Annotated in this window: 26 protein-coding genes; 23 read left to right on the forward strand and 3 right to left on the reverse strand. The window is 57.8% G+C overall.

Going from position 1 to position 23,095, the window contains the following annotated elements; translation table 11 throughout:
* Position 1: 1 nt before the first annotated feature.
* The 16 genes from rpsG to HMPREF3053_RS08725 all read left to right on the forward strand — a co-directional run bounded on the left by rpsG (position 2) and on the right by HMPREF3053_RS08725 (position 12,707).
* Positions 2-472 (forward strand): 30S ribosomal protein S7, encoded by a 471-nt coding sequence (rpsG, locus tag HMPREF3053_RS08650; protein WP_016422052.1) that lies wholly within the window; start codon positions 2-4, stop codon positions 470-472.
* 298 nt (positions 473-770) lie between these two features.
* On the forward strand, positions 771-2,903 hold the full coding sequence (gene fusA / locus HMPREF3053_RS08655; protein ID WP_083317235.1) for an elongation factor G: 2,133 nt from the start codon (positions 771-773) through the stop codon (positions 2,901-2,903).
* 502 nt (positions 2,904-3,405) lie between these two features.
* Positions 3,406-4,596, forward strand: coding sequence for an elongation factor Tu (gene tuf, locus HMPREF3053_RS08660; protein WP_070767578.1), 1,191 nt, complete (start codon positions 3,406-3,408; stop codon positions 4,594-4,596).
* 668 nt (positions 4,597-5,264) lie between these two features.
* Positions 5,265-5,570 carry a 30S ribosomal protein S10 gene (gene rpsJ, locus HMPREF3053_RS08665; RefSeq protein ID WP_003938093.1) on the forward strand — a complete coding sequence of 102 codons (306 nt, stop codon included), beginning with the start codon at positions 5,265-5,267 and terminating at the stop codon, positions 5,568-5,570.
* 31 nt (positions 5,571-5,601) lie between these two features.
* Positions 5,602-6,258, forward strand: coding sequence for a 50S ribosomal protein L3 (rplC, locus tag HMPREF3053_RS08670; protein WP_070767579.1), 657 nt, complete (start codon positions 5,602-5,604; stop codon positions 6,256-6,258).
* Positions 6,255-6,902, forward strand: coding sequence for a 50S ribosomal protein L4 (gene rplD / locus HMPREF3053_RS08675; RefSeq protein ID WP_005510033.1), 648 nt, complete (start codon positions 6,255-6,257; stop codon positions 6,900-6,902). Before rplC ends, rplD begins: the two co-directional genes overlap by 4 nt.
* Positions 6,902-7,207: a 50S ribosomal protein L23 gene (gene rplW / locus HMPREF3053_RS08680; RefSeq protein WP_005509869.1), complete on the forward strand. Its 306-nt coding sequence runs from the start codon at positions 6,902-6,904 to the stop codon at positions 7,205-7,207. Before rplD ends, rplW begins: the two co-directional genes overlap by 1 nt.
* Positions 7,208-7,244: 37 nt before the next feature.
* Entirely contained in the window at positions 7,245-8,087 is an 843-nt protein-coding gene (rplB, locus tag HMPREF3053_RS08685; protein ID WP_005509800.1) for a 50S ribosomal protein L2, read from the forward strand.
* Positions 8,088-8,101: 14 nt separating this feature from the next.
* Complete coding sequence (gene rpsS, locus HMPREF3053_RS08690; protein WP_005509882.1) at positions 8,102-8,380, forward strand: 30S ribosomal protein S19; 279 nt, start codon at positions 8,102-8,104, stop codon at positions 8,378-8,380.
* Between the two features lie 3 nt (positions 8,381-8,383).
* Complete coding sequence (rplV, locus tag HMPREF3053_RS08695; RefSeq protein ID WP_005509775.1) at positions 8,384-8,746, forward strand: 50S ribosomal protein L22; 363 nt, start codon at positions 8,384-8,386, stop codon at positions 8,744-8,746.
* A complete protein-coding gene (rpsC, locus tag HMPREF3053_RS08700) occupies positions 8,746-9,486 on the forward strand; it encodes a 30S ribosomal protein S3 (protein WP_005509954.1) in 741 nt (246 codons plus the stop codon). Before rplV ends, rpsC begins: the two co-directional genes overlap by 1 nt.
* A gap of 3 nt (positions 9,487-9,489) precedes the next feature.
* Positions 9,490-9,906: a 50S ribosomal protein L16 gene (rplP, locus tag HMPREF3053_RS08705; protein WP_049170015.1), complete on the forward strand. Its 417-nt coding sequence runs from the start codon at positions 9,490-9,492 to the stop codon at positions 9,904-9,906.
* Complete coding sequence (rpmC, locus tag HMPREF3053_RS08710; protein ID WP_005509851.1) at positions 9,906-10,142, forward strand: 50S ribosomal protein L29; 237 nt, start codon at positions 9,906-9,908, stop codon at positions 10,140-10,142. The genes rplP and rpmC overlap by 1 nt, the downstream gene beginning before the upstream one ends.
* Positions 10,139-10,417 (forward strand): 30S ribosomal protein S17, encoded by a 279-nt coding sequence (gene rpsQ, locus HMPREF3053_RS08715; protein WP_048760623.1) that lies wholly within the window; start codon positions 10,139-10,141, stop codon positions 10,415-10,417. Before rpmC ends, rpsQ begins: the two co-directional genes overlap by 4 nt.
* Positions 10,418-10,617: 200 nt before the next feature.
* Entirely contained in the window at positions 10,618-11,967 is a 1,350-nt protein-coding gene (mgtE, locus tag HMPREF3053_RS08720; protein ID WP_070767580.1) for a magnesium transporter, read from the forward strand.
* Between the two features lie 53 nt (positions 11,968-12,020).
* Positions 12,021-12,707 (forward strand): class I SAM-dependent methyltransferase, encoded by a 687-nt coding sequence (locus HMPREF3053_RS08725; RefSeq protein WP_083317236.1) that lies wholly within the window; start codon positions 12,021-12,023, stop codon positions 12,705-12,707.
* On the opposite strand, the gene HMPREF3053_RS08730 is transcribed toward HMPREF3053_RS08725, so the two are convergent.
* Positions 12,687-13,583 carry a carbohydrate kinase family protein gene (locus HMPREF3053_RS08730; protein ID WP_070767581.1) on the reverse strand — a complete coding sequence of 299 codons (897 nt, stop codon included), beginning with the start codon at positions 13,581-13,583 and terminating at the stop codon, positions 12,687-12,689. The genes HMPREF3053_RS08725 and HMPREF3053_RS08730 overlap by 21 nt on opposite strands.
* A gap of 22 nt (positions 13,584-13,605) precedes the next feature.
* Here HMPREF3053_RS08730 and HMPREF3053_RS08735 point away from each other — a divergent pair, with 22 nt between their 5' ends.
* From HMPREF3053_RS08735 to HMPREF3053_RS08745, 3 genes are all read left to right on the forward strand, one after another.
* Entirely contained in the window at positions 13,606-14,943 is a 1,338-nt protein-coding gene (locus HMPREF3053_RS08735; protein WP_070767582.1) for a glycoside hydrolase family 32 protein, read from the forward strand.
* Positions 14,944-15,059: 116 nt separating this feature from the next.
* Complete coding sequence (locus tag HMPREF3053_RS08740) at positions 15,060-17,072, forward strand: sucrose-specific PTS transporter subunit IIBC (RefSeq protein ID WP_070767583.1); 2,013 nt, start codon at positions 15,060-15,062, stop codon at positions 17,070-17,072.
* A 162-nt stretch (positions 17,073-17,234) separates the two neighbouring features.
* Positions 17,235-18,017: a formate/nitrite transporter family protein gene (locus tag HMPREF3053_RS08745; RefSeq protein ID WP_070767584.1), complete on the forward strand. Its 783-nt coding sequence runs from the start codon at positions 17,235-17,237 to the stop codon at positions 18,015-18,017.
* A gap of 43 nt (positions 18,018-18,060) precedes the next feature.
* Here HMPREF3053_RS08745 and HMPREF3053_RS08750 read toward each other — a convergent pair whose 3' ends face one another.
* On the reverse strand, positions 18,061-18,777 hold the full coding sequence (locus tag HMPREF3053_RS08750; protein WP_070767585.1) for a VIT1/CCC1 transporter family protein: 717 nt from the start codon (positions 18,775-18,777) through the stop codon (positions 18,061-18,063).
* A 129-nt stretch (positions 18,778-18,906) separates the two neighbouring features.
* Positions 18,907-20,148, reverse strand: a complete 1,242-nt coding sequence (locus HMPREF3053_RS08755; RefSeq protein ID WP_070767586.1) for a multidrug effflux MFS transporter — start codon at positions 20,146-20,148, stop codon at positions 18,907-18,909.
* Positions 20,149-20,445: 297 nt separating this feature from the next.
* On the opposite strand from HMPREF3053_RS08755, the gene rplN reads away from it, so the two are divergent.
* From rplN to HMPREF3053_RS08775, 4 genes are all read left to right on the forward strand, one after another.
* Positions 20,446-20,814: a 50S ribosomal protein L14 gene (gene rplN, locus HMPREF3053_RS08760; RefSeq protein WP_070653456.1), complete on the forward strand. Its 369-nt coding sequence runs from the start codon at positions 20,446-20,448 to the stop codon at positions 20,812-20,814.
* Complete coding sequence (gene rplX, locus HMPREF3053_RS08765; protein WP_005509963.1) at positions 20,815-21,129, forward strand: 50S ribosomal protein L24; 315 nt, start codon at positions 20,815-20,817, stop codon at positions 21,127-21,129.
* A 2-nt stretch (positions 21,130-21,131) separates the two neighbouring features.
* A complete protein-coding gene (gene rplE / locus HMPREF3053_RS08770; RefSeq protein WP_005509901.1) occupies positions 21,132-21,686 on the forward strand; it encodes a 50S ribosomal protein L5 in 555 nt (184 codons plus the stop codon).
* A 382-nt stretch (positions 21,687-22,068) separates the two neighbouring features.
* Complete coding sequence (locus tag HMPREF3053_RS08775; RefSeq protein WP_049170004.1) at positions 22,069-22,965, forward strand: GDSL-type esterase/lipase family protein; 897 nt, start codon at positions 22,069-22,071, stop codon at positions 22,963-22,965.
* The last annotated feature ends 130 nt before the right edge of the window (positions 22,966-23,095 follow it).

Raw genomic sequence — 23,095 nt, forward strand, 5'->3', positions numbered from 1 at the left:
CATGCCACGTAAGGGCCCAGTACAGAAGCGTCCTGTCGTCAACGACCCGGTCTACGGCTCCCCTCTGGTGTCGCAGCTGGTCAACAAGGTTCTGATCGACGGTAAGAAGTCGACTGCAGAGCGCATCGTCTACGGTGCGCTTGAGCTGTGCGAAGAGAAGACCGGCACTGACCCGGTGCTGACTCTGAAGCGCGCAATCGAGAACGTCAAGCCGGCTCTTGAGGTTCGTTCCCGCCGTGTTGGTGGCGCCACCTACCAGGTTCCGGTCGAGGTTCGTCCGGGCCGTGGCACCACGCTGGCACTGCGCTGGCTGCTGATGTTCTCCCGTCAGCGCCGTGAGAACACCATGACCGAGCGTCTCGCTAACGAGATCCTCGATGCATCCAACGGCCTGGGTGCATCCGTCAAGCGTCGTGAGGACACTCACAAGATGGCGGAAGCAAACCGCGCATTCGCTCACTACCGCTGGTAATCGCTTATCGACGGAGGCCGCGAATGGTCACCGTCGTAAAGCAGCTGCCGGTATGTCAACGGCGCGCGTCGGTCGCGGTCCACAGATCTTTAAGGTCACTCAATAGGGGCCAGCCCGGCGCTCACACCCGATGTCTTGCGTAGAATTTACGCAATAGGTGTACGTCACGGCGCGACTTCGCGCCAAGACGGTGGCATTATAGATAAAGCAAACCCGACCGACGGCGGATTTGACGGCCAATTACAATCCCGTAATTGAGTCTCACCGCCAAACCGATTTGAAACGAGTGGGGAATCAAGTGGCTGAAGGTGCACTTCCCGTTAAGAAGGACCTCCACAAGGTCCGCAACATCGGCATCATGGCGCACATCGATGCTGGTAAGACGACTACGACTGAGCGCATCCTGTACTACACGGGTATTAACCGCAAGGTCGGCGAGACTCACGATGGTGGCGCTACCACCGACTGGATGGAGCAGGAGAAGGAGCGCGGTATTACCATTACCTCCGCTGCTGTGACCTGTTTCTGGAACGACAACCAGATCAACATCATCGATACCCCGGGCCACGTCGACTTTACCGTTGAGGTTGAGCGTTCCCTGCGTGTCCTCGACGGTGCCGTCGCAGTCTTCGACGGTAAGGAAGGTGTCGAGCCGCAGTCTGAGCAGGTTTGGCGTCAGGCTCAGAAGTACGATGTCCCGCGTATTTGCTTCGTCAACAAGATGGACAAGCTGGGCGCTGACTTCTACTACACCGTTGGCACCATCGTTGACCGCCTGGGTGCTAAGCCGTTGGTTATGCAGCTGCCAATCGGCGCTGAAGATGACTTCGACGGCGTTGTTGACCTGCTGGAGATGAAGGCCCTCATGTGGCCGGGCAAGGTCGAGATCGGTACTCCTGCGCAGGTCGAGGAGATTCCGGCTGACATGGTCGACAAGGCTAACGAGTACCGTGAGAAGCTCATTGAGACCGTCGCTGAGTCCGACGAAGAGCTCATGGAGAAGTACTTCGGTGGCGAAGAGCTGACCATGGACGAGATCAAGGGTGCCATCCGCAAGATGGTTCTGAACTCTGAGATCTACCCGGTCTACTGTGGTACCGCGTACAAGAACAAGGGTGTTGAGCCGCTGCTCGACGCTGTCATTGACTTCCTGCCGAATCCGCTGGACATCGGTGAGGTTCACGGCCACCAGATGGGCGACGAGGACGTCGATATGGTCCGTAAGCCGTCTAAGGATGAGCCGTTCTCCGCTCTCGCATTCAAGATTGCTGCTCACCCGTTCTTCGGCAAGCTGACCTTCGTCCGCGTTTACTCCGGTCGTGTGGAGCCGGGCCAGCAGGTCCTGAACTCCACCAAGGACAAGAAGGAGCGCGTCGGTAAGCTGTTCCAGATGCACGCCAACAAGGAGAACCCTGTTGACGAGGCAGTGGCAGGTAACATCTACGCCTTCATTGGTCTGAAGGACACCACCACCGGTGACACCCTGTGTGCACAGGATGCTCCGGTCGTTCTGGAGTCCATGTCCTTCCCGGATCCGGTTATCTCCGTTGCTATTGAGCCGAAGTCCAAGGCTGACCAGGAGAAGCTGGGTACCGCTATTCAGCGTCTGGCTGAAGAGGACCCAACCTTCACCGTTCACCTGGATGAGGAAACCGGCCAGACCGTTATCGGCGGTATGGGCGAGCTCCACCTCGACGTCCTGGTTGACCGCATGAAGCGCGAGTTCAAGGTCGAAGCAAACATCGGTAACCCGCAGGTTGCTTACCGCGAGACCATCCGCAAGCCTGTCGAGAAGTTCGAGTACACCCACAAGAAGCAGACCGGTGGTTCGGGTCAGTTCGCCCGCGTCATCATTGCTCTGGAGCCGTACTCCCCGTCCGCTGAAGAGGTGGAAGAAGGCGAGTCCACAACTTACCTCTTCGCAAACGAGGTCACCGGTGGCCGCGTTCCGAAGGAGTACATCCCGTCTGTCGACGCTGGTATTCAGGATGCAATGCAGTACGGTACCGTCGCCGGCTACCCACTGGTGAACATCAAGGCAACCCTGCTCGACGGTGCTTACCACGAGGTTGACTCCTCTGAAATGGCCTTCAAGATCGCTGGTCAGCAGGCTCTGAAGGAAGCTGTTCAGAAGGCTAAGCCGGTTCTGCTCGAGCCGATGATGGCCGTTGAGGTCATTACTCCGGAAGAGTACATGGGCGAGGTCATCGGTGACATCAACTCCCGTCGTGGCCAGGTCAACTCCATGGAAGACCGCACCGGCGTCAAGGCTGTCAAGGCACTGGTTCCGCTGTCCGAGATGTTCGGCTACGTTGGTGACCTGCGTTCCAAGACCCAGGGTCGCGCTAACTACACCATGATCTTCGACTCCTACGCTGAGGTTCCGTCCTCCGTGGCCGAGGAGATTATTGCAGCTCGTACCGGCGCTTAAGTTGTGTCGGTAGGGTGGGGCACTCATTCAGCGCTGACCCCACCCCTGCACCCACTGCACTGTCACTCTTTTTAGGGAACGCAGTGCGAGGGTCTGCAGCTTTAGTAGATTCCCTCTAGCTTTGACTGTGCTGAGACATCGTCAGACCGTTGGCGTGTGTTAGCACAGGCAAGCTCTAGGGGGTAGCTGCTCGCAATTCATATCGTTGGGCGATTTTAGATCGCAACTCAAATATCTAGTATTTATGCAGGTAAATGACGATGTGAGTTGCTGGCCGTTACCCACCCTTAACTAGGGGGTTGGTCTGGTTTGGAAAACTCCAGTATCCTGCCCTAGTATCGAGTAACTGGCACAGTGAAAGAATAGTGCTCTTTTGCGCGCGCACGTTCCGAAGTCGTAAGCGAACAGCTTGAAGGCTTCTGATGTTGTGAAGGCGGATTGAGTGACCACAAAATTGTGGCTGCGAGAGTCGTGGCCACCTAGACCTCCAGGAGGACTAAAAGTGGCAAAGGCGAAGTTCGAGCGTACGAAGCCGCACGTCAACATCGGTACCATTGGTCACGTTGACCACGGTAAGACCACCACTACCGCCGCTATCACCAAGGTTCTGGCTGACAAGTTCCCGGACCTGAACGAGTCGTTCGCTTACGATGCCATCGATAAGGCACCGGAAGAGAAGGAACGTGGCATTACCATCAACGTTTCCCACGTTGAGTACCAGACGGAGAAGCGCCACTACGCTCACGTCGATGCCCCGGGCCACGCCGACTACATCAAGAACATGATTACCGGTGCTGCTCAGATGGACGGCGCAATCCTGGTTGTCGCTGCTACTGACGGCCCGATGCCGCAGACCCGCGAGCACGTTCTGCTGGCTCGCCAGGTTGGCGTTCCGTACATCCTCGTTGCACTGAACAAGTGCGACATGGTCGACGACGAAGAGATCATCGAGCTCGTCGAGATGGAGGTCCGCGAGCTGCTGGCTGAGCAGGACTACGACGAGGAAGCTCCGATCGTTCACATCTCCGCTCTGAAGGCTCTTGAGGGCGAAGAGAAGTGGGTCGACTCCATCGTCGAGCTGATGGAAGCCTGCGACGAGAACATCCCGGATCCGGTTCGCGAGACCGACAAGCCGTTCCTGATGCCGATTGAGGACATCTTCACCATTACCGGTCGCGGCACCGTTGCTACCGGTCGTGTTGAGCGCGGCGTTCTGAACGTCAACGACGAGGTCGAGATTCTGGGCATCAAGGAGAAGTCCCAGAAGACCACCGTTACCGGTATCGAGATGTTCCGCAAGCTGCTGGATTCCGCTGAGGCTGGCGACAACTGTGGTCTGCTGCTCCGCGGTACCAAGCGTGAGGACATCGAGCGCGGTCAGATTGTTGCTAAGCCGGGCGCTTACACCCCGCACACCGAGTTCGAGGGTTCCGTCTACATCCTGTCCAAGGATGAGGGCGGCCGTCACACCCCGTTCTTCGACAACTACCGTCCGCAGTTCTACTTCCGCACCACCGACGTCACCGGCGTCGTTTCCCTGCCGGAAGGTGTCGAGATGGTCATGCCGGGCGACAACGTTGACATGTCTGTCAAGCTGATCCAGCCGGTCGCAATGGACGAGGGTCTGCGCTTCGCTATCCGCGAGGGTGGCCGCACCGTCGGCGCTGGCCGCGTTACCAAGATTGTTAAGTAAGTTTTCTCCCCGTAGGGGAAATGTCTTAACTAGGTCTTAGAAGAATCCCGACTCCGCATAAGCGGAAGTCGGGATTTTTTGTATCTGTATATAGCCGACACTAGGCGGGAGGGGCTTGGCGCAACGGCCGTCGTTAAGCAGGCCGTGCCGTAATGGATGTGATGTACGTTGCACTTTGGAATCGTGATTTTACATTCGTAGTGCGGACGTGCTTTAATACGGAGGTTGCTTTAACAAAGGCGTTCGCGCCAATTGTTGTATCAGGCCCAGCGGGGAACCAGTACGAAATTGGATTTAGCGCCTATGGTAAGGCGAGCATGACCACGTAGGGACTTTGTTCCCAATCGTGCCTCACGGAGAAAACGGGCGACACGCCCGACCGCGGGGGTCGGAGGTGGCATGGCAAATTAACAGCGGCAGTAGGCAAAATGAAGAGCCCCACGAGGGGGACTTGTTTTCCACTGGGATTTGAGTACAGGCATTATTCGTCCGCTCGGGTCATGGCCAAAAGTTAATTTGCCATGACGATCGAAGACGAAATCGCTTTGAAGTAATGCACAACCCAGTTTTAATTTCTGGCGCTGGCCATAGTTGCTGACGGCGTCGAGAAACATTGACAGGGTCGACGCCCCTTTAATTGGGGCGCGCCGACCGAGGAGAGGACAAGCGTGGCCGGACAGAAGATCCGCATCAGGCTCAAGGCCTACGACCACGAGGCTATCGACGCTTCTGCGCGAAAGATCGTGGAGACCGTTACCCGTACGGGTGCACGCGTCGTTGGCCCGGTGCCGTTGCCAACCGAAAAGAACGTTTACTGCGTTATCCGTTCGCCGCACAAGTACAAGGACTCGCGCGAGCACTTCGAGATGCGCACTCACAAGCGTCTGATCGACATTCTCGATCCAACGCCGAAGACCGTCGATGCACTTATGCGCATTGACCTTCCGGCAAGTGTCGATGTGAACATTCAGTGATCCTGGACTTTTGGTAGCGGAGACAAGATAAATGAGTGAAAACGAGATCAAGGGCATCCTGGGCACGAAGCTCGGTATGACTCAGATCTTCGACGAGGAAAACCGCGTTGTTCCGGTTACCGTCGTTGAGGCTGGGCCGTGCGTAGTGACTCAGGTGCGCACTAAGGAAACCGACGGCTACGACGCCGTCCAGATTGCATACGGCGAAATTGACCCGCGTAAGGTCAACAAGCCGGAATCCGGCCACTTCAAGAAGGCCGGTGTGACCCCGCGTCGCCACAGCGTCGAGATTCGCACCCCGGACGCTTCCTCTTACGAGGTCGGCCAGTCCGTTGGTGTCGACATCTTCGGCGAAATTGAGTACGTCGACGTCACTGGTACCTCCAAGGGCCACGGCTTCGCCGGTGGTATGAAGCGCCACGGCTTTGCGGGCCAGGGTGCAGCTCACGGTAACCAGGCTGCTCACCGTCGTGTTGGTGGCATTGGCGCCTGCGCCACGCCAGGACGCGTCTTCAAGGGCAAGCGCATGGCAGGCCGCATGGGTAACGACCGGGTCACAACCCAGAACCTGAAGATCCAGAAGGTTGACGCTGACGCGAACCTGCTGCTCATCAAGGGCGCAGTTCCGGGTGCACGCGGCGGCCTGCTGGTTGTTAAGACTGCCACGAAGGGTGGTGCTCACGCATGACCAACCTCAAGCTAGACGTACACACCGCTGAAGGCGGCGTGAACGGTTCGGTTGAGCTTCCTGCTTCCGTGTTCGACGCGGAGGTGTCCATCGCCCTGATGCACCAGGTTGTTGTCGCACAGCGTGCAGCAGCTCGCCAGGGCACCCACAAGGTCAAGACCCGCGGCGAGGTTCGCGGCGGTGGCCGCAAGCCGTGGCGCCAGAAGGGTACCGGTCGCGCTCGTCAGGGTTCGATCCGTGCTCCGCACTGGACCGGCGGTGGCATTGTCCACGGCCCGGTGCCGCGCGACTACAGCCAGCGCACCCCGAAGAAGATGATTGCAGCTGCTCTGCGCGGCGCACTCTCTGACCGTGCTCGCCACGACCGCATCCACGTTGTCGAGGAACTGGTCCCAGGCCAGACCCCGTCCACCAAGGCAGCTCGTACTTTCGTCGAGCGTCTGACTGAGCGCCACAACGTGCTCGTCGTTCTGCCACGCGAGGACGTCAACTCGTGGAAGTCGGTTCGTAACCTGCCAGGTGTCCACATCCTGTCTGAGGATCAGCTGAACACCTACGACGTTCTGAAGGCCGATGACGTCATCTTCGCCGTTCAGGCACTCAATGACTTCATCACTCGCACCGCCGGTAAGGAGGAGAAGTAATGGCTACCATCGCAGATCCCCGCGACATCATTGTTGCACCGGTAGTGTCTGAGAAGTCCTACGGACTCATGGAGCAGGGCGTTTACACGTTCCTGGTTCACACCGACGCTAACAAGACCCAGATCAAGATCGCGGTCCAGGAGATTTTCGGTGCCAAGGTCGCTTCCGTCAACACCCTCAACCGTGAGGGCAAGCGCAAGCGTTCCCGCACCGGCTACGGCAAGCGCAAGAACACCAAGCGCGCCTACGTGACTCTCGCGGCCGGCAGCGATCCCATCGACATCTTCGGCGGTTCGGCAGCCTAGCCGCTAGCCGACGAGGAAGTTAAGGAAGAGCAAAAGTATGGCTATTCGTAAGTACAAGCCGACTACGCCGGGTCGCCGCCAGAGCTCCGTCTCCGAGTTCAGCGAGGTTACTCGCTCGACTCCTGAGAAGTCTCTGCTGCGCCCGCTGTCGAAGACTGGTGGCCGTAACGTACACGGTCACATCACCACTCGCCACAAGGGTGGCGGACACAAGCGCCAGTACCGCGTCATCGACTTCCGTCGTAATGACAAGGACGGCATTCCGGCAAAGGTCGCTCACATCGAGTACGACCCGAACCGTACCGCCAACATCGCACTGCTGCACTACGCAGACGGTGAGAAGCGCTACATCATCGCTCCGAAGAACCTGAAGCAGGGTGCCATCGTTGAGTCCGGCGCTAACGCCGACATCAAGGTTGGTAACAACCTGCCGCTGCGTAACATCCCGACCGGTTCCACCATTCACTGCGTGGAGCTCAAGCCGGGTGCCGGTGCACAGCTGGCACGTTCTGCTGGTGCTTCTATTCAGCTTCTCGGTAAGGAAGGCAAGTACGCAGTTCTGCGTATGCCGTCCTCTGAGATCCGTCGCGTCGACGCTCGTTGCCGTGCAACCGTCGGTGAGGTCGGAAACCAGGATCAGATCAACATTCGTTGGGGCAAGGCCGGCCGTATGCGCTGGAAGGGCTGGCGCCCGACTGTCCGCGGTGTTGTCATGAACCCGGTCGACCACCCGCACGGTGGTGGTGAGGGTAAGACCTCCGGTGGTCGCCACCCGGTTTCCCCGTGGGGCCAGAAGGAAGGCCGCACCCGTAAGCCGAACCGCCCGAGCGACCAGCTGATCGTTCGTCGCCGTCGTACCAACAAGAATAAGAAGCGCTAAGGAGGGAACTGAGAATGCCACGCAGCCTTAAGAAGGGCCCGTTCGTCGATGAGCACCTCCTCGCGAAGGTCGATGCACAGAACGAGAAGGGCACCAAGCAGGTCATCAAGACCTGGTCTCGCCGCTCCACGATTCTCCCCGATTTCATCGGCCACACCTTCGCCGTTCACGACGGTCGCAAGCACGTGCCGGTGTTCGTGGATGACTCTATGGTCGGCCACAAGCTGGGCGAATTCGCCCCGACCAAGACCTTCAAGGGTCACGTCAAGGATGACAAGAAGGGACGTCGATAAGCCATGAGCAACGACATTACTTCTGCACGCGCAACTGCGCGCTTCGTCCGCGTTACTCCAATGAAGGCACGTCGCGTCCTGGACACCGTTCGCGGTAAGTCCGTCGACGAGGCACTTAACATCCTGGAGTACGCTCCGCAGGGTGCTGCTGATCCAGTTGCCAAGGTTGTTGCGTCTGCAGCTGCAAACGCTGAGAACAACTTCGGCCTGGACCGTCGTACTCTGGTCATCTCCGAGGCTTACGCCAACGAGGGACCGACCATGAAGCGCTTCCGCCCGCGTGCGCAGGGCCGTGCTTTCCACGTCCGCAAGCGCACCAGCCACATCACCGTGGTCGTCGAGAGCCAGAAGGAAGGTGACCGATAGTGGGACAGAAGATCCATCCACACGGTCTTCGCCTCGGTATTTCCAGCGACTGGAAGTCCCGCTGGTACGCCGACAAGCAGTACGCTGACTACCTGGCCGAGGACATCAAGATCCGCGATCTGCTGTCCACCGGTCTTGAGCGCGCCGGCATCTCCGATGTCGTTATCGAGCGCACCCGTGACCGCGTGCGTGTGGACATCCACACGGCACGCCCGGGCATCGTTATCGGTCGTCGTGGCTCCGAGGCTGACCGCATCCGCGGCCAGCTCGAGAAGCTCACCGGCAAGCAGGTTCAGCTGAACATCCTCGAGGTCAAGAACATTGACGCGGATGCGAAGCTGGTTGCTCAGTCCATCGCTGAGCAGCTCGCCAACCGTGTCGCTTTCCGTCGTGCAATGCGCAAGGCTATCCAGTCTGCAATGCGTCAGCCGCACGTCAAGGGCATCAAGGTTGTCTGCTCCGGTCGTCTCGGCGGTGCCGAGATGGGCCGCACCGAGCGCTACCACGAGGGTCGCGTTCCGCTGCACACCCTGCGTGCGGAGATCGACTACGGCACCCACGAAGCTCACACCACCTTCGGCCGCATTGGCGTCAAGGTGTGGATCTACAAGGGTGACGTGATCGGTGGCCGTCGCGAGTCCGAGATCAACGCCGGCAACGCCCGCCAGCGTCGCGGCAACGACCGCCCGCGTCGCGGTGGCAAGCGTCGTCAGCGTGCATCTGAGAAGAAGGAGGGCTAATTCATGCTCATCCCGAAGCGCGTTAAGTTCCGTCGCCAGCACCGCCCGACCCGTTCTGGTATGTCCAAGGGCGGCAACAAGGTGACTTTCGGTGAATACGGTCTCCAGGCTCTCGAGCCGGCCTACATCACCAACCGTCAGATTGAGGCAGCGCGTATTGCCATCAACCGCCACGTCAAGCGTGGTGGTAAGGTTTGGATTCAGATTTTCCCGGACCGTCCGCTGACCCAGAAGCCGCTGGGTGTTCGTATGGGTTCCGGTAAGGGCCCAGTCGAGAAGTGGATTGCAAACGTCAAGCCGGGTCGCATCATGTTCGAGATGTCCTACCCGGACGAGGCAGTTGCCGTCGAGGCACTGAAGCGCGCAGGCGCTAAGCTGCCGATTAAGACCCGAATCGTTCGGAAGGAGGATCAGTACTGATGTCGAACGGCATTCCCGCCCACGAGCTTCGCTCGCTGGATAACGATGACCTGGTTGCCAAGCTCAAGGAGTCTAAGGAGGAGCTGTTCAACCTCCGTTTCCAGAGCGCTACCGGTCAGCTGACCAACAACCGCCGTCTCCGCACTGTCCGCAAGGATATTGCTCGCATTTACACCGTTATGCGTGAGCGCGAGCTCGGCCTGTCTGCTGCACCAACCGATGGTGATGCAGCATGAGTGAGGAAAACATGAACACCACCGAGGCTGGCGCACGTAAGGTGCGCACCGGTTACGTCGTGTCCGACAAGATGCAGAAGACCATCGTTGTCGAGCTCGAGGACCGCAAGCAGCACGCCCTGTACGGCAAGATCATGCGCACGAACTCCAAGGTCAAGGCGCACGACGAGAACGAAGAGGCTGGCGTGGGCGACCGCGTCCGCATCGAAGAGTGCCGTCCGCTCTCCAAGGACAAGCACTACCGCCTGCTCGAGATCGTCGAGAAGGCTAAGTAAGACCCGATAGCTGAGCAATCAGCTTGGGCTTTACGACGAGAACCCCGCCGCGAGAAACACGCAAGTGTTTTCTGTGGCGGGGGTTTTGTTTTTGGCAAGCCATGTTTCTTCGTGTTTCTATTCCCCTCAGTGCAAGTTTGCTGGGTTTGTATCTCTGATAGCATTGGCGAGGATTTATGCTGTGTGAGGGGAGAAGTTCGGTGACTACTGACGTGACCAGGATTGATGATCGAGACCTGGAGTCCGCACTTCGCTCACACGACGTGGCGACATTGTCGCGGCTTTTAGCTGATATTGAGCCCAAGGCTGCCGCTCGAAAGATGCGCCGCCTCAGCCATGAGGACCGTGCACTGCTCTACCGCACACTGCCGAAGGACACTGCGGTTGAAACCTTCGATGAGCTGGACTCGGCTCTGCAGGCGCACCTGATTGAAAGCCTCCGAGATCCCGAAGTCACCGCAGTCTTTGCGGAGATGGAACCGGACGACCGAGCTGAGTTGCTCGATGAGTTACCAGCCTCGGTTGCTTCAAAACTGCTCGCCGATCTACCGGATGATGAGCGAGAGCTGACCAACATTGTTCTCGGTTACGCCGATGGTTCCATTGGGCGTCGAATGAGCCCGGAGCTGGTGTCGCTTCACGACGATATGACGGTGGGGGAGGCTCTGGAGACCGTCTACAAGCATCTGGATGATGCCGAATCCATCTACACCCTGCCGGTGTCGAACCGGAATCGCCGCCTGGTGGGCGTGGTCAGCCTTCGTGATTTGATGCGCGCCAGCAGTGATATCCATGTTGCGGCGATTTTGCGGAAGGCAGACTACGCAGAGGCCACCGAGTCTGAAGAGAAGGTGGCTCGCATGTGCGCTGATCGTAAGCGCCTAGCTCTGCCGATTGTCGACAGCGAGCAGCGTGTTATCGGTCTGCTCACGGTGGACGACGCACTCCGGATTCTGGAGGAGGCAGACTCCGAGGACCAAGCTCGTATTTCCGGTTCTGAGCCTCTGCGATTGCCCTATCTCGCGACGCCCATTTTCGAGATCGTTCGCTCTCGTGTGGTGTGGCTGCTCGTACTTGCTATCGGTGCGACATTGACCGTGCAAGTCCTGGAAACCTTCGAAGAGACGCTGTCTCAGATGGTGGTTCTTTCGGTGTTCGTGCCGCTGCTGATTGGTACAGGTGGCAATACCGGTAACCAGGCTGCAACTACGATTACGCGTGCGTTGGCGCTGGGGGATGTCCAACCCCGCGATATATTCAAAGTCATTCTCCGAGAGGTGAGGGTCGGCGCGTTCCTCGGTCTATTGCTTGGCACTCTCGGCCTGCTGCTAGCTGGCTTGGTTTACGGTTGGGACATCGGCCTAGTGATTGGCCTTACGCTGCTGGGTATTTGTACTCTCGCGGCAACCGTCGGTGGCATTATGCCGCTGATTGGTAAGAAGTTTGGCATTGACCCAGCAGTCTTCGCTAACCCGTTCATTACGACGCTTGTCGACGCCTCCGGTCTGATCATCTACTTCCTGATCGCTAAGTCGGTACTGGGGATTTAGACCCCACGGTGCGCAGCTGCACCGATACATAAAAAGTGTCCAGCTGCGCCATAATGGTGGCCATGAGCGATGGCACCCACAATCACCGTACTTGGAAAGAAATTATTGCCGCCGATTCGCAGCATTCCCGGCGCTACGCCAACCGATGGCGGGGATTCGTGCGCGAGGGCCGCGATATCGATGGCGAGGCGCGGCTGGTGGATGCGATGGCGCCACGCCACGCTCGAATTCTAGATGCCGGTTGTGGTCAAGGACGCGTGGGCGGTTACTTGGCGAAGGCTGGACACCAGGTCGTTGGTGTCGACGTCGACCCCTATCTCATCGATGAGGCGAAACGCCAGTTCCCGGACGCGACGTGGTTGGTAGGGGATTTGGCGCAATTGCCCCACGTGCTTGACGACGGCCTCGAGAACACGCCCCACGATGACACGGCATCCGCTTTCGATGTCATCATTTGCCCCGGCAATGTCCTGACCTTCGTAGCGCCAGAAGACCGCACGAAGGTACTGCAGGCCTTCGCAGCGGCACTGAATCCGGAGGGCGGTCGTGCCATCATCGGCTTCGGTGCCGGCCGTGGCTGGGACTTTGCGGATTTTGAAACCATTGCGCAGGAGGCGGGGCTCACCGTGATTCAGCGTTATTCGACGTGGGATCTTCGTCCGTTTGAGGATGAGTCTCAGTTCCTGGTTGCAGTGCTTGAGCGGACTAAGTGGCGCGGACTAGGAATCCTTGGCCAGTAGTGCTGCGACCTCAGACTTGGTCGGCGGCTGCGCGCCCTTGCGGGACACAGTGATGGCAGCCGCGGCGGCCGCATAGTGCAGAATCTCGCGCCACTGATCTGGTGATACGGAAGTCAGGTCAGCGGCCGTCAGACCTCGTTCCTCAAGTTGCGCCAAAAGTGCTCCCATAATCGTGTCGCCAGCGCCGATGGTGTCAACGACATTCGCGTTGACGGCTGGTACATCAATGCGGTTTCCGTCGGCAAGCAAAGTGAGTCCATCGCCACCTCGGGTGATAACGGCGACCGGAACTTTAGTCAGTGCCTCTTCGCCAAGGAACTCGACTTCCTCATCGGAAAGCTTCAATAAGTTGGCGTAGGGGAGCAAGCCCATGAGGAATTCGCGGTGTGCATCCGTTGCGTAAATGGGGCGAATATTTGGATCCAAAGCGACCAAAGCGCCATTGGCAGCGAACTGTTTGAGCAATTCCGCGTACCGGCTGGCACCTGGTTCCAGCGCCAGCGAGAGTGTTCCGAAGCATGCGATATTCGCATCGATGAGCTTCGGCTCCACAAGCGGAGTGGCGGTGCCATCGGTATAGAAGGTGTACGTCGCGGAGCGATCTTCGTGGATGGTGGTCACAGCCAAAATGGTTGGCTCCGGACCACGCTGGATGTAAGAGGTATCGACCCCTTCGTTTTCTAAGTGTTTGACCAGCTCATTTCCGAATCCGTCCGTAGATAGGCGCGACTGGAAAATAACATCTGCACCGAGGCGAGAGGCCGTAACCGCGACGTTGTAGGGGCCCCCGCCTAGCGCCGGCACGTGGTTATTGAGGCTGCCAGGAGATACCGGAACGAGGTCAACCAGACCTTCGCCGCAAACACAAATAGCCATGACTTCAATAATATCGGGGAGTATGAGCTATCGGCCGAATTACCATCTGTCACCGCCACAGGGCCGACTGAATGACCCGAATGGCCTTTTCGTGGACGGTGAGACGCTGCATGTGTTCTACCAGCATGATCCATGCTTTCCACATGCGCCGAAGAGAACTGGGTGGGGACATGCGTCCGCGTCGCTCACTACGGCCGAGCGGTGGCGTCATCACCCCGATGCGCTGTATCCAGACATGCCCTATGACAAGCATGGTTGTTATTCGGGCGGCGCGGCTGTTGATGGCGATGATGTGTGGCTCTTCTATACCGGCAACTTGAAGGTAGACGGACGCCGTATACCATCGCAGAACCGCGTCCGTGCGCTTGCTCCCTCCGGTCCGGAGGGTGGCATCTATCTGCGCGATCCGGCTACCCCTCTGATTCCTGACACCGAACCGGGGTTCACCGGGCACTTCCGTGACCCCCAGATTGTTCGTGAAGCAGATGGCTGGCGCATGGCTATCGGCGCCCAGACCGAGGGCGAGAAAGGCACAGTGGTCCTCTATCGCTCAGCTGATTTGGTGAACTGGCATTTCGAAGGGCCACTGCAATTCGATATCACCGGCACCAAGCCGGGCCTGAGCCCAGATATTCTTCCCGGCGGCTACATGTGGGAATGCCCGAACCTCATCACATTGATTGATGAGGCCTCAGCGGAGGAGAAGCAGATTCTGGTCTTCTGCCCGCAGGGGCTCGACCCAGTGAACGTCGATGGGCAAACTCATTACGCCTCGTCTGATCAGTGCGGCTATCTTGTCGGCACGCTCGATGGCGCCACATTCCACGTTGAGCGCGGGTTTAGCGAACTCGATTACGGCTTCGAATTCTACGCACCACAACTGATCGAAACCGGCGCCGGCGACGCCATCATGCTCGGCTGGGTCGGCTTGCCCGCCCAGGACGACAAGCCCACCGTCGCCGACGGATGGGTACATTCGCTCACATTGCCGCGTCGCGTTTCGCTTTACGACGGCACCCTTCGGCAGCAGCCGATGTGGGAAAACGTCTCCGCCGTCGCAGGAGGCAGTAACGCTCCGGAGAGAGAAGGTTTCGGCAATGTGGTTGTCGCTGAGGCCGAAGGCGAGGGCACGTGGGAACTCGTCGACCAGGCTGACTGCGTGGCTTTCAAGGTCGAATTCCGGGAGGGAATTCTTCAACTCGAGCGAGGGGGAGAACAGCGTCGAATAGCGTGCCCGAACGGAAATCTGTTTTTGGTTGCCGACGGCTGTGTCATGGAAGTCTATGCCGGGGATGGCGCCATTGCGGCGTCGCAATCAGTGTTCGCCACCCACGGTTATCGCTGGAAAGGCTGGGTTTAGCTGTCGCCCTAAGTGACATTGCATACAGATTATTGGATTTGTTGGAGTTATGTCCGAATTGTGGGTCTAATTGGTATTAGTAACACCTAGCCCGCATTACTGAAGGGTCTGAATAGATGGATCATAGGGGAGTTGCCGCCAGAACTCTGGAAGCCATCGGCGGTGAAGAAAATGTAGTGGGTATGGCACACTGCGCGACGCGTCTGCGCATGGTGCTCAAGGACTCGAAGAAAGTCGATAAGAACGCCCTGGAGTCAGATCCAGACCTCAAGGGCATCTTCGAAGCCGGCGGGATGTTCCAGGTCATTGTCGGTCCTGGTGACGTCAATATCGTCTTCGATGAGATCAGCAGGATGTCCTCGAAGGACATTGCGGTCTCAACGGACAAATTGAAGGATATCGCTGCCAACTCGGGAAATTGGTTCTCCCGCTTCATCAAGGTACTGGCCGATATCTTCGTGCCGCTGATTCCAATCCTTGTCGGCGGCGGTTTGCTGATGGCCCTGAACAATGTGCTGACTGCCGAAGGGCTCTTTGGCGAGCAGTCCGTTATTCAGATGTTCCCGGCAATGGAGGATGTGGCGGGCCTCATTAACCTGTTGGCCTCTGCACCATTTGCGTTCCTGCCAGTGCTGGTTGGCTTTACCGCGACCAAGCGCTTCGGCGGCAATGAATTCCTGGGTGCCGGTATTGCAATGGCGATGGTGATGCCCGACCTGGTCAATGGATATCAGGTGGCGGAGGCAATTCAAGCCGGAGAAATGCCGTATTGGGACATTTTCGGGCTGGACGTTGCACAGGCTGGTTACCAGGGATCCATCTTGCCGATTCTGGTTATCTCATGGATTCTGGCAACGATTGAGAAGTTCTTCCATAAGCATTTCAAGGGCACTGTCGACTTCATGCTGACACCACTGTTGACGTTGCTCATCATTGGTTTCATCACCTTTGCCGCCATTGGCCCAGTACTGCGCACTGCAGGTGAATGGCTGGGTATCGGCCTGGCAAATCTGTACGAATTCGCGGGCCCTGTGGGCGGCTTCTTGTTCGGCTTGGTTTACTCGCCAATTGTCATTACCGGTCTGCACCAGTCCTTCCCACCAATCGAGTACATGCTGTGGGACCAGGGAGGCTCATTCATTTTCGCGACGGCATCGATGGCCAATATTGCCCAAGGTGGTGCCGCGCTGGCAGTGTACTTCCTGGCCAAGAGCGAGAAGCTCAAGGGCCTGGCTGGTGCGTCCGGTATGTCGGCACTATTCGGAATTACCGAGCCAGCCATCTTCGGTGTGAACCTACGTTTGCGCTGGCCGTTTTACATCGGCATGGGTGCCTCGGCCATTGCCTCAACAATGATTGCAATCCTTGACGTAAAGGCGACCGCACTTGGCGCAGCTGGTTTCGTTGGCTTTGTTTCGATGCGCCCAACGGACATTATGCAGTTCTTCCTCTGTGCGCTGGTCTCACTTGCCATTTCGTTTACCTGTGCGTTCCTCTACGGACGGTTCCTGGTCTCCAAGAATGGTTCGGTCGATCCCGACGAGGTAGGTACTGCAACTCCGACCAGCACGGTCGAGTTTGTTTCCGACGCTGCGGAGAACGCATTCCCAGTGGCCTCCCCGCTGGAGGGGACGGCAGTTGCGCTACCAACTGTGTCCGACCCGATGTTTGCCGGCGGCAAGCTCGGTCAGGGAGTGGCTGTGGAGCCGACCGTCGGAAAGCTGGTGGCTCCTATTTCAGGAAAGGTCATGGTGACCTTCCCAACAAAGCACGCCTACGCCATGCGCGGCTTCGATGCTGAAGGTAACAAGGTGGACATCCTCATGCACATCGGTTTTGACACCGTGAACTTGAAGGGTGAGCACTTCACTTCGTTGGTCAATAAGGGCGACGAAGTTCAGCAGGGAGATACATTGGCCGAGTTTGATATCGAGGCAATCAAGGCCGCTGGATACCCGGTAACTACGCCGGTCGTTATTTCCAACTCGAAGAAGACCGGCCCTGTGCTGCCAGCTGAAGGCTTCCGCGATGGCCAACCAATTTCGTTTGGGGCACCATTGCTAACGGTTGATCCAAAGGTTAAGGATGAGCCGAAGCCAGAGCCAGCTACCACAGCAGAAAAGAAGTAAATCTGCTGCTCTTCGGCGGTGGATTGCCGTTCCTGGTTACAGTGCCTAAGTGGGGGTAAAGCGCTGTGATCGTCGTAAAGCAGTTGCGATTCTGTGCCGGCCTGTCGTTATTCTTTTATGCGAATAACTGCAATTAACGGCACGCAGGGAAAGGCTTCGGCGGTGACGCTATACGAAACGCTGGATACGGCTGGCGACAAGAAACAGGAACTGCTGACGCAGGACTACGGACGTTTTGCCGTGCGAGCGGTCCTGGCGGGCATGTACCTGACGCTCGGGACGGCCTTTGCAGCGGTCGCTGGCCAAGTAGCAGAGGGCGTCGCGCCGGGGACCGGGGGACTGGTTTTTGCGTGCCTGTTCGGGCTTGGGCTGTTCGCCATTGTGGTGCTCGGCGCGGAGCTGGCTACCGGCAGCATGATGTTTGTGTCCTGGTCCGCCACCCGCGGTCGCATGCCGTGGGGAGTGGCTCTTCGGATGGTGGCCGTCGCCACGTTCTACAACTTCATCGGTGCCGCGATTGTGGCGCTGGTGCTAAGCCAGAGCGCCAAACTCGGTGGGATTGATGACACACATCTGATTTCCACCTTGACCGAGGGGAAGCTAGCCAAGCCGTTCTTCGGTGCTTTCGTAGAGGCGATGGGCGCGAACTTCGTGGTCAATATGGCTGTTTTAGGCGCGCTACAAGCCAAAGAAATCATTTCGAAGTTCGCTGTGATTCTGCCGATTATTGCGGTGTTCGTTGGGCTCGGGCTTGAGCATGTGATTGCGAACTTCTCGCTGTTTTCCTTGGCCTTTTTCGCCGATCCGCGTCCTGCCGGCTTCGATGGCCTGCACATTACAGGCAACTGGGTGGCAGTGTGGTTGGGCAACTTCGTAGGCGGTGGCCTGGGAATTGGCGCGGTCTACGCCTGGTTGAACCAGACGAAGACCAGCTATGTTGATTAGCTTTGAGCTTTGCCGGAGCCTATCCGACGGCCTATCTCAAGGGCTATCCGACAGCCTGCCCGAAGAGCAGACCGACGAAGTAGGACACAATCAAACCGAGTGCACCACCAATCACCAGGCGTAGCGCAGCCTTGCCGGAGTGCGTGGAGCTGAGCTTAGCGCTGATGTAGCCGGTCAGAGCCAGAGTCACGATGGTGACAACGGTGACTGCGATTGCGCCAGAGGTGGGGCCGGTGAAGATCAGTGCCGCAATCATTGGCAGGATGGCGCCGAGTAGGAACGACAGTGCCGAAGAACCAGCAGCCGCCCAGGGGTTGGTAAGTTCCTCACCGTCAATGCCCAATTCCAGCTTGAGGTGAGCCGCCAGCGGATCGCTTTGTGCGATGCCGTCGGCAGCATCTTCTGCGATATGTACTGGGATGCCGTAGCCAGAGAGAATCCCCACGAGCTCCTTATGCTCTTCATCTGGAAAGTCTGTAAGCTCGGCCTTTTCTTTGGCAATCAGTGCTCGCTCAGTATCGCGCTGGGTTGAAACCGAGACGAATTCACCCAGAGCCATCGAGATAGCACCAGCGATAACGGCGGCGGCACCAGCAGTCAGAATGGCTTCGCGAGAGGAACCTGCTGCAATCACGCTGAGCAAGATTAGAGCAGTGGAGACGATGCCGTCGTTGGCTCCTAGGACTCCGGCGCGAAGCCAGTTGAGCTTCGACGCCTCAGAAGACTTATGCGGTTCATGAGGATGCGCGTACGTGGTCATGGCAGGACCTTTCTCCCATGTCAGCCTCACGCCTACGGGTGGTACGAGGCCTCGCCATCGATTTAATGCCGATTCGGGCACATTCTCAACCAGCGAAGTGAAACGAGGGCAGTCCTCTCGTATGTAGTTTTATGCCAGCTTATGTGGGTGTTTGCGGAGGCCGTCGCGCGTCAATGTCAATACCGCGATTAGCGCAATCAGCGCGCAGATCAACATTGATATAGCCATTGATAAGGGCAGATTGGAACCAAGCCCCACCAACGGGGAAACCGTGGCGGCCGCGAGGAATTGTGTGAAGCCCATGAGACCGGAACCTGAGCCAATTCCGATATCTCGAACCTCCTCAATTCCGAGTGCCGTGGCATTGGCGAAAATTAGCGGCATCATCGGCACCGTAATGAACAGCAACAGCCAAGTAGTGAAGAAGGTAATCCCGACGATGGCATTAATAATCAGGCCTACCGACGTCACGAGCATGACCGTAAGAGCAACGAAAATGCCCTTGCGGGGATGAAGCCGGTTGATCATCTTGCCGTTGAGGATTGACACAAATGTCAACATCGCTGCATTGGAAGCGAACACGAGAGAGAACTGAGTAGGGGTGAGCCCCAGTAGCTCCTGGAAGATAAAGGGTGACGCAGCGATATAGGAGAACATCACCGAGAAGCCACCAGCGAAAGCTAACAAGTAGCCGACAAATACGGGCCGCTGTAGCAGCCTGCCGATATTAGGCAGGAGATTGCGCAGAGAGCCTGTGGAGCGTCGCTCTGGTGGCAGAGTTTCCGGAACCATCAGAACCACAATCGCGACCATCGCGACGTTGATGGCTGCGAGAAACCAGAACACGCTGCGCCAGCCGAATGTGGGGCCCAGAAAGCCACCCACAAGGGGAGCGATTGCCGGGGCGATGGAGGAAATGCCCATCAGCGTGGAGAAAGCTCTCGCTGATGCCTTGCCCGTCAAGAGGTCTGGGACTACAGCACGAGCCAGAACCACTGTGGAGCCACCAGCTAACCCCTGGAACAGGCGCATTGCAATAAGCGTGCCAATATTCGGTGCTATTGCACAGAGGATTGACGAGCCCAAGAACACCATAGTCGCAATGAGAAGCAACTTCCTACGGCCCAAACTATCGGAGAGAGCGCCAATGACGAGCTGCCCTGCAGCCATGCCAATCATGAAGGTTGTCAGCGTGAGCTGAACCATTGACTCGGTCGCGGAGAACTCCTTGGCTATCTCCACGAAGGAGGCCAGGTATGTATCTGCGCCGAACGGGGCGGCGGCGGATAATAAGGCTAACCCGGCAAGTAGCGATACCGGAAGCGTCTGTGCTGGCTGTGTCTGAGCGTTCTCGGAATGTGGATTTGTCACTGTTTCAGTGTAGGGTTGCCGCGGTATAGGGTTGCTGCGGAGGGTATAAACCATGTTGGGGGCATGAAACTAAGAGATTTTGTTGTCCCGCACGAACGTGCCATAATACACAGGTTGCGCGAAGTGGCTGCGTGCTGCTCTCAACGGTCTATGGCCGTAGTTAGCACGGGGTCAAAGCGATATGGAAGTTGCCTCTAGCAGGTGCTTTCGTCGTAAAGCGTAAACGCAAGACATAAAGACCGCGTGCGTTTAGGACGGAAATCTGACGCACAATGCAACCAGGTCAGGAGAAACGCAGTGATTCAGCAGGAATCCCGTCTGCGCGTTGCCGACAACACTGGTGCACGTGAAATCCAGTGCATCCGCGTTCTCGGCGGCTCGACCCGACGCTTCGCTGGCATTGGCGACACCATTGTCGCAACTGTCAAGGAAGCTGCTCCGGGCGGCAACGTCAAGGCAGGCGAAATTGTTAAGGCAGTCATCGTCCGTGCGAAGAAGGAGACCCGTCGTCCGGATGGCTCCTACATCTCGTTCGACGAGAATGCAGCTGTCATCATCAAGGCCGACGGTGAGCCAAAGGGCACCCGTATTTTCGGCCCTGTCGCGCGTGAGCTGCGTGACAAGAAGTTCATGAAGATTGTCTCGCTCGCACCGGAGGTGATTTAAGTGAAGATCCGTAAGGGCGATACCGTGCTGGTTATCTCCGGTCCGGACAAGGGTGCTCAGGGCAAGGTCATCGAGGCCTACCCGAAGCGCGACAAGGTCCTGGTCGAGGGCGTTAACCGTATCAAGAAGCACGTTGCAAACTCCGCTGCGGAGCGCGGTGCATCCTCGGGTGGCATTGTCACTCAGGAAGCTCCGATTCACGTGTCGAACGTCATGCTGGTCGACGAAGATGGTACCCCGACTCGCGTCGGTTACCGCTTCGATGAGGACGGCAAGAAGGTTCGCATCTCCCGCCGTACCGGGAAGGACATCTAAGCATGAGCGAAAATTACACCCCTCGTCTGAAGGCCCGTTACCGCGATGAGATTCGCGGCAAGATGCAGGAAGAGTTCTCCTACGAGAACGTCATGCAGATTCCGGGCGTCACCAAGGTCGTCGTCAACATGGGCGTCGGCGCTGCTGCTCAGGACAAGAAGCAGATCAACGGTGCTATCAACGACCTGACTCTGATCACCGGTCAGAAGCCGGAGACCCGTCGTGCTCGCAAGTCGATCGCTAACTTCAAGCTTCGTGAAGGCGACGCCATCGGCGCTCGCGTCACCCTGCGTGGCGACCGTATGTGGGAGTTCCTGGATCGTCTGCTGACCGTGGCTCTGCCGCGAATCCGCGACTTCCGCGGTCTGTCTGATCAGCAGTTCGATGGTCACGGTAACTACACCTTCGGCCTGTCTGAGCAGACCATGTTCTACGAGATCGACGTTGACAAGATCGATCGCCCGCGCGGTATGGACATCACCGTCGTGACCACCGCTACCAACAACGAGGAAGGCCGCGCGCTGCTGCGCGAGCTGGGCTTCCCGTTCAAGAAGTAGTTTTGCCTCTTCGGTAGCTTTTGCCTAAAGCTCCGGATGCCGCTTGGCCTCCGGGGCTTTTTGCTGCTCTGTTAACTGCTTATGTTCGTGGGGGAGTGAGGTCGCTGTGCGGGGCCTGCGTAAAAGTTACCAGTGTTGCTGGTGGGAAAGTTGACCCTTTTTGGGGGTTGGAAATTAGTAAAGCCACAAGGTTTCTCAGTTGAAAGTTAGGCGTTTGTGATGATTTCGTTGTAAACTGCCATTCGTCATAGTGACGGCCGCCAAAATGCATTGTGGTCGTTATCAATTTGGGCAAGACTTAAGTGACTTCAGCTTCTGTGTGATTGAGCCAGTGGTTCTACACAGAGCGGTTCTTAAGTTAAAACGCAAAGGGATTAACTACATGAAGAACTTCTCCGTGGCCGTCCGCTCGGCTGCTATTGCAACTGTTGCGGCTCTGGGTCTGAGCTTGGGTGCAGGTGCTGCCAACGCACAGCCGGCACTGCCGGAAATGCCGAACATTCCGATTCCGGGTATCGGCGACACCGGCCCGAAGGGCGTCAAGCAAATCGTTACCTTCGGTGACTCCTTCACCGCTAATGCCGGTAAGGGCGGCCCGCGTGGACTGGCGCCGGGACAGAACGCACTGGTCGCTAACTGCGCTACCGACATGGAAAACTGGCCGAAGATTGCAGCTTCGAAGCTGAACAAGTCCCTGGGTGACTGGTCCTGTAACGGTCTTGGCGGCTTCCCGGGTCAGCTCCTCGCATACCTGGAGGCTTCCATCCAGTACGGCGACATCGGAGAGGGCACCGAGAAGGTTGTCCTGATGTACGGCGGCATGGACTGGGTCCAGTGGGTTGACGTGGCAGGCGAGCTTGTCGCAAAGCCGGATCCCCAGGCTCCATCCGCGTTCAAGCAGACGCTGCGTCAGTTCACTGACCGCGTCCACCAGGTTGCCCCGGGCGCTCAGGTCGTCCTGGCGTCGTACCCTGAGTACGCCACTGATGATCAGCTGTGCCTGGTGAACACCTCGGACCAGACCTTCCCGATCCCGGCACCGGGTGCCAGCGAGATCCAGGGTGCATTCCGTGACAGCATTCGCTCCGCATCTCACCACGTAGGTGCCGGCTTCATTGACGTCTACGAGGCAACCCTCGGCCACGGTACCTGCAACCCGAACCCGGATGAGCGCTTCGTCGCCGGTTTCGCAGACCCGGTGATGGGTCCGATGACCAACCATCCGACGGTGGCTGGTGAAAAGGCAATGGGTAACATCATCGCCGACCAGCTCTACTAATTTCCTCTAGCCGGCGCCATGTCGGCTAGGAATTGAGTTCCACTGTTAATTGGTGGGGCTTCACGCCGCGAGCGGACTAACGTCCGGCCGCGGCGTTTTTGCATTTCGGCAGGGGTTTGTTAGTATCACC

The sequence above is a fragment of the Corynebacterium sp. HMSC064E07 genome (assembly GCF_001815745.1).
Classification (GTDB): Bacteria; Actinomycetota; Actinomycetes; order Mycobacteriales; family Mycobacteriaceae; genus Corynebacterium; species Corynebacterium jeikeium_D.

What these genes read in the sequence shown, in the direction of transcription:
- HMPREF3053_RS08750 (WP_070767585.1), bottom strand. Translation starts at nt 18,777, where the DNA reads ATGACCACGTACGCGCATCCTCATGAACCGCATAAGTCTTCTGAGGCG.
- HMPREF3053_RS08730 (WP_070767581.1), bottom strand. Translation starts at nt 13,583, where the DNA reads ATGGCTATTTGTGTTTGCGGCGAAGGTCTGGTTGACCTCGTTCCGGTA.
- rpmC (WP_005509851.1), top strand. Translation starts at nt 9,906, where the DNA reads ATGTCGAACGGCATTCCCGCCCACGAGCTTCGCTCGCTGGATAACGAT.
- rplV (WP_005509775.1), top strand. Translation starts at nt 8,384, where the DNA reads ATGAGCAACGACATTACTTCTGCACGCGCAACTGCGCGCTTCGTCCGC.
- rplC (WP_070767579.1), top strand. Translation starts at nt 5,602, where the DNA reads ATGAGTGAAAACGAGATCAAGGGCATCCTGGGCACGAAGCTCGGTATG.
- rplE (WP_005509901.1), top strand. Translation starts at nt 21,132, where the DNA reads ATGAGCGAAAATTACACCCCTCGTCTGAAGGCCCGTTACCGCGATGAG.
- rplP (WP_049170015.1), top strand. Translation starts at nt 9,490, where the DNA reads ATGCTCATCCCGAAGCGCGTTAAGTTCCGTCGCCAGCACCGCCCGACC.
- HMPREF3053_RS08735 (WP_070767582.1), top strand. Translation starts at nt 13,606, where the DNA reads ATGAGCTATCGGCCGAATTACCATCTGTCACCGCCACAGGGCCGACTG.
- rplB (WP_005509800.1), top strand. Translation starts at nt 7,245, where the DNA reads ATGGCTATTCGTAAGTACAAGCCGACTACGCCGGGTCGCCGCCAGAGC.
- HMPREF3053_RS08740 (WP_070767583.1), top strand. Translation starts at nt 15,060, where the DNA reads ATGGATCATAGGGGAGTTGCCGCCAGAACTCTGGAAGCCATCGGCGGT.
- rpsS (WP_005509882.1), top strand. Translation starts at nt 8,102, where the DNA reads ATGCCACGCAGCCTTAAGAAGGGCCCGTTCGTCGATGAGCACCTCCTC.
- HMPREF3053_RS08725 (WP_083317236.1), top strand. Translation starts at nt 12,021, where the DNA reads ATGGTGGCCATGAGCGATGGCACCCACAATCACCGTACTTGGAAAGAA.
- rplD (WP_005510033.1), top strand. Translation starts at nt 6,255, where the DNA reads ATGACCAACCTCAAGCTAGACGTACACACCGCTGAAGGCGGCGTGAAC.
- HMPREF3053_RS08775 (WP_049170004.1), top strand. Translation starts at nt 22,069, where the DNA reads ATGAAGAACTTCTCCGTGGCCGTCCGCTCGGCTGCTATTGCAACTGTT.
- rplW (WP_005509869.1), top strand. Translation starts at nt 6,902, where the DNA reads ATGGCTACCATCGCAGATCCCCGCGACATCATTGTTGCACCGGTAGTG.
- rpsQ (WP_048760623.1), top strand. Translation starts at nt 10,139, where the DNA reads ATGAGTGAGGAAAACATGAACACCACCGAGGCTGGCGCACGTAAGGTG.
- rpsG (WP_016422052.1), top strand. Translation starts at nt 2, where the DNA reads ATGCCACGTAAGGGCCCAGTACAGAAGCGTCCTGTCGTCAACGACCCG.